Source organism: Stenotrophomonas sp. YJH_SMC_16, assembly GCF_059367875.1.
Map to the genome: position 1 here is coordinate 237,354 of NZ_JCAFRH010000005.1, position 10,512 is coordinate 247,865.

Consider the following 10,512-nt stretch of genomic DNA (forward strand, 5'->3'; position numbering starts at 1 on the left):
GCGCTGATGCCTCGGTAGAGGCCGACCTTGGTCGGCGCTTCTGTGCCAACCAAGGTTGGCACCTACCCAAGCGCGAGCCGGCCACTGTGTGGCGCCCCGCCTTGCCTAGCGGCTCCCGTTGTCTTCCTGCAGTTCCTTCTTGAACGGGATGTCCGGCGGCGGTCGCGCCACGGCCGGCTGGTCCTGCATGTTCGGATTGGTCAGGCCGCAGCCACCACCGGCCTGCAGGATCGAGATCACGCAGGAGATCCTCGTACTGGTACCCGGCAATGGAATCTCCATTGCCTTGACTCCCTTGCGCACCCACTCGGCCAGCAGCGATTCCTGCGGGACCCAGTACTTGTCGAACGAAGTGGGCGTGTAGTCGTAAGGCGGTCGCTTCAACCAGGTGCCCGATTGCGCGATGCGTTCCTTGCTCCAGCCATCGTTGGCACCCCCGGGCGCACCGCGCTCGGCACGACCCTCGCCTTCCTGGCCCGGCACACGCACGCTGCCATCGGCATTGAACAGGCCACTGCCCTTGCCGGTGGTGCTGGCCTGGCGGGCACCCTTGTCGGCGCCGTCATGGTTGCGGCTCGATGCACCCCAGTCATCACCCTTGGCGGGCGTGGCCCAGTTGCCCGGATTGGGGGCCGGGCGCGCTCCTGCCTGAGCCGGGGTCGTGCTGGATGCAGCAGGCCGCGCAGTGCTGCTGCTCGCCTGCGTCGCGCTGCCGTTGGCTGCCGGCGCGGGTGTTGCCGCGGGTGCATTCCCACTGGAAGACGAAGGGGCTGCGGCCGGTGCCGAGGCTACTTCGCGCTCGCGCACCTGTACGTCACGACCCGCCGGCGCACGCACCGCCGGATCACGACCGGCAACGGTTGCCATCCGCACCTGCGGATCGACCACCGCCTGCACTTCACGCTCGCGCACCTGCACGTCGCGCTGCGGCACGCGCACCTGCACATCGGCCGTGCGCAGCGGCTGCGACACCGCCGGTGCATCGACCGTACTGACTTCGCGCTCCTGCACCTGGATGTCACGCAGCTGCGGCGTCCGCACCGCGATCTCCGGCGTACGCAGTGCGGTTGGGGTTGGCGGCGCCTGCACCGGCTGCACGCTGCGCTCGCGCACTGCGGGCGTGGTGTCACGCGGCACGATGCTGACCTCGGTGCGCGGCACGCTCACCGGTGGCACCACGAAATCCGTACTGGCCTGCGCTACTTCGGTGGCCTGCACCGGCGAGGGTGGCGGGGCCGCAAGCGGGGCCGGCTCGGCTTCGGCCGGCGGCGACGGCACGCTGGCTGTCGGTGCTGGAGCCGGCGCGGGTGCAGGCGCCGACGCGGCCGCAGGACGTGGATCAGGTGCCGCCGCTGCCCCTGCCTCCTGGCCGGCGGCAACCTGACCCACCGGTGCAGCCGCAGCCGCTTCGGCACCCGGCTGATCGCCACCACCTTCCTGGCTGGCGCGACCGACGAATTCCACCTGCACACGCTCGCCTTCGGCGCCCTCTGCTTCCGGTGCCGTGGTGCGGATCACCGCAACCCACAGCAGCAGCATGAAAAACAGCAGGTGCAGCAGCGCGCTGGCAAACGCCGAGGTCCAGCGCATCCAGCGCTGATCGCGCGGCGCAGCGTCCCAGTCCTGCCAGAACAGCCGTCGCAGCGACTGCCACGGTGACAGCCGGGGCGATTGACCCGGCGGCCCAGGCAGCGGGCGCGGCAGCAATACCGCAATCACTTCGCGGGCGTGGAACGGCCGCGGCAGCGGGCCCAGCGAGCGCAGCCACAGCGCCCAGCCATAGGGCAGGCGCGTAGACTTCTCGAGGACGGCGCGTGGCTGCTGGCGGGCCAGCAGCAGTTCGATGAGTTGCTCGGCCCGGGTCAGAGGCACGCGTCAGCGGTCAGGCGACGTTGCCGCGCGGGATGTACGGCGCGTGGCCGCTGTCGTGGTCGGTCGCGTCGCGCACGGCGGTCACGCCCGGCACGCGGCCCATCAGAGTCTTCTCGATACCCTGCTTGAGCGTCACGTCGGCCATGCCACAGCCCTGGCAGCCACCACCGAAGCGCAGCAGCACCACGCCGTCGGCCGAAACTTCCTGCACGGCCACCTTGCCGCCGTGCGAGGCCAGCTGCGGATTGACTTCGTTCTCCACCACCCAGTGCACGCGCTCGACCAGCGACGCGGCATCGCCGGGGGCCTCGCCCTTGATGCGCGGTGCCTTGATGGTCAGCTGCTGGGTACCGGCGGTGCCGGCGACGATGTCGATCTCGGCGCCGTCGAGCCAGCCGACGCTGCTCGCATCGACGTAGAGGGTGAAGCCATCGCAGTCCACCGCCCACTCGTCACCGAGCAGGTCGGTCGGTTCGGCGAATTCCAGCCGGGCATCGGCGCGCGGGGTACCGGGGTCGACCGCGCTCAGGCGCACGCCCATGCCGGGCACGCCCTCGCGTTCGATCAGCTTGCGGAAATGGGTCTGGGCAGTGTCGGAGATCTGGATCATCAGGCTATTCTAGCCAAGTAAGCGTCAGCCGCTCATTCGGTTTATACACCGTCCGGCGCATTGTTCAGTCAACACGAGGTGGAGATTCCCATGGCCGACCTGATTCCACTGGCCCAGGCCCGTTGCGTGCCGCGCAAAGGCAGCGACCACAAGCTTGGCGAGGCCCGCCTGGCCGAACTGCTGCCGCAGGTTCCCGGCTGGGAGCTGAGCGAGGGCGGGCAGGCCCTGACGCGCACCTTCCGCTTCAAGGATTACTACGCCACCATGGCCTTCGTGAACGCGCTGGCCTGGATCGCCCATCACGAGGACCACCATCCGGACCTGGGCGTGCACTACGACCGCGCGGTCGTGCGCTTCTCCACCCACGATGTGGGCGGCCTGAGCGAGAACGACTTCATCTGCGCGGCAAAGACTTCGGCCCTGACGGAGCAACTGCCATGAACGTACGTTTGCTGAGCCTGTCCCTGATCGCTGCGACCGGCCTGGCCGGCTGTGGCCCGTCCGAACCACCGGCACCACCACCGCCGCCGCCGACCGAAGTGGCCGCGGTGAAGACGCCGCCGCCGCAGTACCCGCTTGAGCTGGCCTGCATGGGCGTGGGCGGCACCAGCACCTTCAAGGTGACCATCGGCGCCGACGGCAAGCCGAGCGAGGTCGCGCTGTTGACCGGGGCCGGCAACCCGCAACTGGACGAACTGGCCAGGACCGCCGTGCAGGGCTGGCAGTTCAAGGCCGCCACCCGCAACGGTGCTGCAGTGCCGGCCACCATCCAGGTACCGGTCAGCTTCAACCCGCCGCAGCCGAAGCCGGACCAGTGCTTCGCCATCGAAGAACGCCTGCGCCGCGGCGGCTGATCGCCCGCGCCCCGACGAGGCCAGCCGACGCCCGCCTCGCCCTCGCCGCCCCGGCCTTGCCCGGGGCGGTTGTCTATTGACCAGGACCGCGTCGGTACATGCTGCAGATTCCTCCCGAAAACATCTGGATCGCACTGGCGGTCACTCTTGCGGCCGGCCTCGCCACCGCCATCGGCAGCCTGCTGGTGCTGTTCTCACGGCGCCCCAACCCGCGCCTGCTGGCATTCGGCCTGGCCTTCGCCGGCGGCGCGATGGTCTATGTGTCGCTGTCGGAGATCCTCAACAAGTCCATTGCTTCGTTCGCGCTGGCCTATGGCGAGCGTACCGGTTTCACCTACGGCACCCTGGCCTTCCTGCTGGGCGTGATCGTGATCGTGCTGATCGACCACTTCATTCCCAACCCGCACGACAGCCTGGACAAGCAGGACCCCGCGTTCCGAGAGAACAGCCGCGAATACCTGAAACGGGTCGCGCTGCTGACCTCGGTCGCGATCACCGCGCACAATTTCCCGGAAGGGCTGGCAACCTTCTTTGCCACGCTGGAAAGCCCATCGGTGGGCATGCCACTGGCCTTCGCCATCGCCATCCACAACATTCCCGAGGGCATCGCGATCGCGGTGCCGGTGTACTTCGCCACCCAGAACAAGTTCTATGCGTTCAGTGCCAGCCTGCTGTCCGGCCTGGCCGAACCGGTGGGCGCGGCGCTGGGCTACTGGTTGTTGTCAGGATCGCTGTCGCACGCCACGTTTGGCTGGGTGTTCGGACTGATCGCCGGCGTGATGGTGTTCCTTGCGCTGGATGAGTTGCTGCCGGCAGCCAAGCGTTATGCCAAGGGCCACGAAACCGTGTATGGCCTGGTGGCCGGCATGGGCACCCTGGCGATCAGCCTGGTGTTGTTCAAGTGGTGAGGGGTTTGCAGCCAACGGGCTGAGCCCCCTCGCGGCTGGTACGTCCTGCAGTATCGAGAGGTCACGGGAGGGGTCGGCTTGCAGGGGGGTCCGCCGCTTGCTCGTGTGAGCTGTCCTGCGCACACGGCAAGACCGGGGTTGGGCGTCCTGCCCAACCCGCCCGAGGCATGCCTCGGGCCCATGCGGCGGACACCCCTGTAAGCCGACCCCTCCCGTGCCCCGTCATTTTTCCGTGCGTGCCAGCCGCGCGATGAAAGAATAAGAAAGCGAAGCCCGCGCTGCGCGCGCGAGTCGAGCGTGGCTCGACTCTACCCGGGCCGCCACGCGGCCCGGGTCTGCTCTTCTTTTGATGTTCCGTTGCTGACGCACACGCGATCTGTCGAAGGGCGGCCCGGATGAGTTGGCGGGGTGGGTGCGGCATGGATGCCGCGGCCAAGCCCCCAAGGATGGGTTCACGGCGTCCCCCGCCAACCCATCCGGACCGACCAAAACCGGAATCCCGCTTTGGAGGCCAGCCGCGAGGGGGCTCCGCCCGTTGGCCGGTCAGCCCCTCGCAGAGGCTACTTCAGCCGGTCCAGCGCCTCAACCAGCTCATCCGCCAGCGGCGCGTTCAGCACGTATGGGCTCTTGCCGTCATCCAGCGCGAACTCCAGCGAAGCCGCGTGCAGGAACAGGCGTTTCAGGCCGATCTGCTCACGAAGCCGCTTGTTGACCGCCGGATCGCCGTATTTGTCGTCACCGGCCACTGGATGCCCCAGATGCTGGGCATGCACGCGGATCTGGTGGGTGCGGCCGGTCTCGATACGCACCTCGCAGTATGAATGGCCGCCACGACGTTCCAGTACCCGGAAGTGGCTGATCGATTCCTTGCCGATCGCATTGACCTGCACATGGCGCTCGCCGCCCTGGCGCAGGCCCACGTGCAACGGCGCGTCAACCGTCATCACGCCGTCGGGCATGCGTCCGGCCAACAGCGTCAGGTAGCGCTTGCGGATGCCGGCACCGTGGTCTTCACGCAGCAGCGCCTGCAGTTCGCTCAGCGCCGACCGCTTCTTGGCCACGATCAACAGGCCCGAGGTGTCGCGATCCAGCCGGTGGACCAGCTCCAGGGTCTGCCCCGGGCGCAGCGCGCGCAGGGTCTCGATGGCGCCGAAGCTGATGCCGCTGCCACCGTGGCTGGCCACGCCGGTGGGCTTGTTCAGGGCCAGCAGGCGGGCGTCCTCGAAGACAATGGCCTGCTCCAGGCGGCGCATGAACGCCTCCGGCGGGCCGGCCTTGTCTCCCTCCTCACTGAGACGGACCGGCGGCACACGCACCTCGTCACCCGCCTCCAGCTTGCGTTCGGCCTTGGCACGGCCGCCATTCACCCGTACCTGGCCGCTGCGCACCAGCTTGTAGACCAGGCTGCGCGGGGCACCCTTCAGCTGGCCAAGCAGGAAGTTGTCCAGGCGCTGGCCGGCGCGGTCGGCGGGAACGGTGATCATGCGCACGGAAGGCTTGTCGCCAGCGGGTTTGGTCGGGTCTTGGGCGGTCATCAGGCTGTTTATTCTGTTACACTCGGGGGGCGAGATAAGGGATTGATTTCGTTGGAAGTTACTCAGGGCCAGAAGCCCAGCTTCCGACGAATCCGGCACAGTGCGCGACCACCGCCCGCGGGGCGGCCATGTTAGCGGCTCACCGGCCTTCCCGGCCATCGCCGGATGCCTGACACGCAACCGTGCTGAACATGTCCCGCGTGGCGCTCCAGCCTGGCTGACAGCTGCCTGCGGCCTGTAACACCCCAAAACCCATAAGAGTGAAGCGCTCCCGCGGCCTGCCGTGGTGTCGTAGCGCTGGAAACCCAAGCCGCCCTCCCCGCGCTTGCGCGAATGGGCGGCGAACCGTGTCCAGAGGCGAAACCCCATGGCGTTCCGCGCGGTAGCCGCTTGCGAGGAACGCAACAATGAAGCGAATGCTGATCAACGCCACGCAGGCTGAAGAGCTGCGTGTTGCCATCGTGGATGGCCAGTCGTTGTATGACATCGACATCGAACAGCCGTCGAAGGAACAGAAGAAGTCCAACATCTACAAGGGCCGGATCTTCCGCATCGAGCCCTCGCTGGAAGCGGCCTTCGTCGAGTACGGTGGTGGCCGCCATGGCTTCCTGCCGCTGAAGGAAATCTCCCGCGACTACTTCCAGGCCGGTGTCGACCACAACAAGGCCGGCATCCGCGAACTGCTGAAGGAAGGCCAGGAGATCGTCGTCCAGGTCGACAAGGAAGAGCGTGGCAACAAGGGCGCTGCCCTGACCACGTTCATCTCGCTGGCCGGCCGCTACATGGTGCTGATGCCGAACTCGCCCAGCGCCGGCGGCGTGTCCCGTCGCATCGAAGGCGAAGACCGTGCCGCCCTGAAGGACGCCCTGGACAAGCTGAACATCCCCGACGACATGGGCGTGATCATCCGTACCGCCGGCGTCGGCCGCGATGCGGAAGAGCTGCAGTGGGATCTGGACTACCTGCTCAACGTCTGGCGTGCCATCGCCGAAGCCGCGCTGAGCAAGCCGGCCCCGTTCCTGATCTACCAGGAATCGCGCCTGATCGTGCGCGCCCTGCGTGACTACCTGCGCGCCGACATCGGCGAGATCCTGGTGGACACCGAGGAGATGTACGAGCACGCCCGCGAGTTCATGCAGCAGGTGATGCCGCAGACCCTGCGCAAGCTCAAGCATTACAAGGACGACATCCCGCTGTTCAACCGCTTCCAGATCGAATCGCAGATCGAAGGCGCCTACGAGCGCAACGTGCGCCTGCCGTCGGGCGGCTCGATCGTGGTCGACCAGACCGAAGCGTTGACCGCCGTCGACGTGAACTCCTCGCGCGCCACCAAGGGCAGCGACATCGAGGACACCGCGTTCCAGACCAACCTGGAAGCGGCCGAAGAAGTGGCCCGCCAGCTGCGCCTGCGTGACCTGGGCGGCCTGGTGGTGATCGACTTCATCGACATGGCCTCCAACAAGCACCAGCGCGAAGTCGAGAACCGCCTCGCCAACGCGCTGAAGTACGACCGCGCGCGCGTTCAGGTCGGCCGCATCTCGCGCTTCGGCCTGCTGGAAATGAGCCGCCAGCGCCTGCGCCCGAGCCTGGGCGAGTCGAGCCAGATCGTCTGCCCGCGTTGCGACGGCCACGGCCGCATGCGCAGCGTCGAGTCGCTGTCGCTGTCGATCATCCGCGTCGCCGAAGAACATGCGATGAAGGAAAACACCGGGCAGGTGCTGGTCCAGGCCCCGGTGGAGATCGCGAACTACCTGTTGAACGAAAAGCGCAGCGCCCTGCGCGAGATCGAGCAGCGCCACGAGGCGCCGATCGTGATCGTCGCCGACGAGCAACTGCACACCCCGCACTACACCGTCACCCGCCTGCGCGAGAACGAGCTGGGTGAAGAGAGCAACAAGCCCAGCTACCAGCGCGGCACCCCGCGCAAGTTGCCGGTGCACGCGCTGACCAAGGGCCAGCTGAACATCCCGCCGCCGGCGGTGACCCAGGTCAAGCACACCTCCCCCGCCCCGGTGCGCGAAGAAGTAGAGCCGGCCAAGGCAGCCCCGGCCCCGGTCGCGGTCGCACCGACGGCCCCGGCCCCCAGCGGCGGCGTGATCGGCTGGCTCAAGCGCGTGTTCGGTGGCGAGCCGGCCCCGGCGCCGGCGCCGGCCGCTCCGGCGGCGCGTCAGTCGCAGGACGGTGGCCGCAAGGACCGCAACAAGGATCGCAACAAGGACCGCAAGGACCGTCGCGACGACAATCGTGGCAACGGCAACGCGCTGCAGCAGAAGGACGGCGGCAACCGCAAGGACCGCGGTGAGCAGCGCAAGGATGGCCGCAACGGCAACAACGGCAATGCCCAGCCGCAGCCGCAGCCGCAGCAGGGCAAGCAGAAGGAGCCGCAGCAGAAGGATGGCCAGCAGCAGCCGCAGCAGCAGAACAAGCCGCGCAACGAGCAGCAGGGCCAGAACCAGAACCAGCAGCAGCCGAAGCTGAAGCAGCCCAAGCAGCCGCGTCCGCAGCAGCAGGACGGCGACAAGCCGGCCGAGAAGCCGCAGCGCGGTGCCGCCGATGCACCGGTCGACGCCGTGACCGCGGCAGCAGCAGTGGCCGCCACGGCCGCCGCCGCCAATGGGGTGACCGCACAGGAAGCCACTGCACCGGTCGCCCCGGTGGCCGCCGCTCCGGTGGACGCCGCAGTAGCGGTCGAGACCGGTGCCAACGAGGCCGAGGTGGTTGCGGTTGCCGGTGAAGAGGCCGCAACCGACGCCAATGGCGAGCAGGCAGGCGAAGGCGCGACCCGCCGTCGCCGTGGCCGTCGTGGTGGCCGTCGTCGTCGTCGCGGTGGCGCCGAGAACGCCGCCGGCAGCGACGCTCTGGGTGATGACCAGGACGAGGGTGATGACAGTGATGACGCCGACGGCGCCGAGCCGAACGTCGACAGTACTGCCGGCACTGCGCCGGTCGCTGTTGCGCAGCCGGCCCGTTCGCAGCCGGAGTTCGACTTCGATGACGAAGTCGAGCCGGTCGTTGCCGACGCCTCGAAGCCGGTCCGTGCTGCCGCCGCCGTTGCCGCCGCACCGGTTGCCGTGGTGAGCAGCGCCGTGGTCGAAGCCGCCGCCCCGGTCGTGGCTGAAGTGCAGGCCCCGGCCGAAGCTGCTGCGAAGACCGAAGCGGTGTCCTCGCCGGTGCAGACCAGCATGCTCGATGCCATCGACGCCGCGACCCCGGCCCAGCCGGTAGCCGCTGCCGCGCCGGTGATCGAAGTCATTGCGCCGGTGACCGAAGCACAGCCGGTCGCGGTTGAAGCAGCCCCGGTGGCTGAAGCCGCTCCGGTGATCGAAGCGAAGCCGGCGGCGGTCGAAGCTGCGCCGGTGGTTGAAGCCAAGCCGGAGATCGTCGAAGCCACTCCGGTGGTTGAAGCCAATCCGGAGGCCGTTGAGGCTGCGCCGGTGGTTGAAGCCAAGCCGGTCGTTGAGCCCGTCGTGGCCGCCGAACAGCCGGTCGTTCCGGTGGCGGTGGAAGCCGCGCCGATCGAAGCCGCTGCCCCAGTCGCCGAAGCGGTGGTGACGCCGTCGATCGACCCGGTCGCCGATGGCCATGCCGACGCTGCAGCCCAGGCTGCAGAAGCCAAGGCCGATGAAGAAGACGAAGAGGCCGCCAAGCGCACGCCGCCGGCGAACTGATCGCTCTTTGATCGCATGAAAACGAAACGGCGGGGATCAATGATCCCCGCCGTTTTTGTTTGTGCATCGGGTGCGTGCAGCGCTCTGGAAGAGGCCGACCTTGGTCGGCGCCGTTGTTGGAGCGGACGCGGACACGTCCGTGCCAACCAAGGTTGGCACCTACCGAAGCGTGCTCCGTCAGGGTTTCGGCGCGAACTGCAGACGGGTCCACACGCCGTAGTGGTCCGAGGCCCAGCGACCGCTGTCATCGGGCTGGTCGAACAGCAGCTTGGCCTCACGCGCGACCATCTCGTCCTGCTGGAAGAAGATGTGGTCGATCCGCGAGGGTGCCTGGTAGTAGTGCCGGTTCAATGTACTGACCCCGGCCAGGTCAGTGTTGACGTGCACGCTGCCGTAGCTGTCGCCGTAGTGGCTGCGCAGCTCGCTCAGGTCACCAGCATCCACCAGCGCATTGAAGTCGCCGGCGATCACCACCGGAGCACCGGCCGACGTTGCAGTGATGAAGCGCAGCAGGTCCTCGACCTGGCTGCGGCGGATGCGCTGCCCGCTCTCGTCACTGCGCTCGTTGAGGTGCGTGGCATAGACGTTCACCGGCGTGCCATCGACGTCGATGCGCAGGTGAGCAACCGTGCGGTAGTCGTCCAACGGCTGCAGCAGATGATCCCCCTGGGCGAGAATCGGCCGCCGCGTCAGCAGCGCATTGCCGTAGCGCTTGGGCGCCCCAACCGGATCGGTGGACACGAACACGTACCTGTAGCCGAGTTGGCTGGCCAGCCATTGCGCCTGGTTGCGCACGTTGCGGCGCTGGATCACCTCCTGCAGGGCAACCGCATCCGGCTGCAGGCGCTTGAGTTCGGCCAGAATGGTGCGGCGCCGGCTCGGCCAGTCTTCGCGGTCATGATGCAGGTTGAAGGTGACCATGCTCATGCCCGGCGCGCTGGCAACGTCGGGCGCCGCGGTCGTGGCAGCCGGTTCGGCCGCCATCAACACGCCCGGCAATGTCAATGCAATGGCCAGCCCCAGGGCACGCACCGATGTGCGCACCCTCGCCCCCTGCTGCTTCAT

8 protein-coding genes are annotated in these 10,512 nt (G+C 68.0%); 4 read left to right on the plus strand and 4 right to left on the minus strand.

Going from position 1 to position 10,512, the window contains the following annotated elements:
• Window positions 1-105 precede the first annotated feature (105 nt).
• Window positions 106-1,872: a hypothetical protein gene (locus AC5P6E_RS13145; RefSeq protein WP_125438337.1), complete on the minus strand. Its 1,767-nt coding sequence runs from the start codon at window positions 1,870-1,872 to the stop codon at window positions 106-108.
• A 10-nt stretch (window positions 1,873-1,882) separates the two neighbouring features.
• The gene (locus tag AC5P6E_RS13150; protein WP_010486746.1) at window positions 1,883-2,482 is read right to left on the minus strand and encodes an NfuA family Fe-S biogenesis protein; all 600 of its coding nucleotides are present in this window, start codon (window positions 2,480-2,482) and stop codon (window positions 1,883-1,885) included.
• 90 nt (window positions 2,483-2,572) lie between these two features.
• Between AC5P6E_RS13150 and AC5P6E_RS13155 the strand changes: the two genes are divergently transcribed.
• From AC5P6E_RS13155 to zupT, 3 genes are all read left to right on the plus strand, one after another.
• Window positions 2,573-2,923: a 4a-hydroxytetrahydrobiopterin dehydratase gene (locus tag AC5P6E_RS13155; protein WP_005417612.1), complete on the plus strand. Its 351-nt coding sequence runs from the start codon at window positions 2,573-2,575 to the stop codon at window positions 2,921-2,923.
• Entirely contained in the window at window positions 2,920-3,336 is a 417-nt protein-coding gene (locus AC5P6E_RS13160; RefSeq protein WP_010486743.1) for an energy transducer TonB, read from the plus strand. Before AC5P6E_RS13155 ends, AC5P6E_RS13160 begins: the two co-directional genes overlap by 4 nt.
• A gap of 98 nt (window positions 3,337-3,434) precedes the next feature.
• Window positions 3,435-4,244, plus strand: coding sequence for a zinc transporter ZupT (gene zupT / locus AC5P6E_RS13165; RefSeq protein WP_010486740.1), 810 nt, complete (start codon window positions 3,435-3,437; stop codon window positions 4,242-4,244).
• Window positions 4,245-4,804: 560 nt separating this feature from the next.
• Here the strand turns inward: zupT and AC5P6E_RS13170 are convergent.
• Entirely contained in the window at window positions 4,805-5,779 is a 975-nt protein-coding gene (locus AC5P6E_RS13170; RefSeq protein ID WP_029550681.1) for an RluA family pseudouridine synthase, read from the minus strand.
• 407 nt (window positions 5,780-6,186) lie between these two features.
• Between AC5P6E_RS13170 and rne the strand changes: the two genes are divergently transcribed.
• The gene (gene rne, locus AC5P6E_RS13175; protein WP_495231045.1) at window positions 6,187-9,447 is read left to right on the plus strand and encodes a ribonuclease E; all 3,261 of its coding nucleotides are present in this window, start codon (window positions 6,187-6,189) and stop codon (window positions 9,445-9,447) included.
• Between the two features lie 177 nt (window positions 9,448-9,624).
• Here rne and AC5P6E_RS13180 read toward each other — a convergent pair whose 3' ends face one another.
• Window positions 9,625-10,512, minus strand: a complete 888-nt coding sequence (locus tag AC5P6E_RS13180; protein WP_019336628.1) for an endonuclease/exonuclease/phosphatase family protein — start codon at window positions 10,510-10,512, stop codon at window positions 9,625-9,627.

Bases quoted from the DNA above. Each gene is read 5' to 3' on its own strand.
- AC5P6E_RS13160 (WP_010486743.1), top strand. From the start codon at position 2,920: ATGAACGTACGTTTGCTGAGCCTGTCCCTGATCGCTGCGACCGGCCTG.
- AC5P6E_RS13150 (WP_010486746.1), bottom strand. From the start codon at position 2,482: ATGATCCAGATCTCCGACACTGCCCAGACCCATTTCCGCAAGCTGATC.
- zupT (WP_010486740.1), top strand. From the start codon at position 3,435: ATGCTGCAGATTCCTCCCGAAAACATCTGGATCGCACTGGCGGTCACT.
- rne (WP_495231045.1), top strand. From the start codon at position 6,187: ATGAAGCGAATGCTGATCAACGCCACGCAGGCTGAAGAGCTGCGTGTT.
- AC5P6E_RS13180 (WP_019336628.1), bottom strand. From the start codon at position 10,512: ATGAAGCAGCAGGGGGCGAGGGTGCGCACATCGGTGCGTGCCCTGGGG.
- AC5P6E_RS13155 (WP_005417612.1), top strand. From the start codon at position 2,573: ATGGCCGACCTGATTCCACTGGCCCAGGCCCGTTGCGTGCCGCGCAAA.
- AC5P6E_RS13170 (WP_029550681.1), bottom strand. From the start codon at position 5,779: ATGACCGCCCAAGACCCGACCAAACCCGCTGGCGACAAGCCTTCCGTG.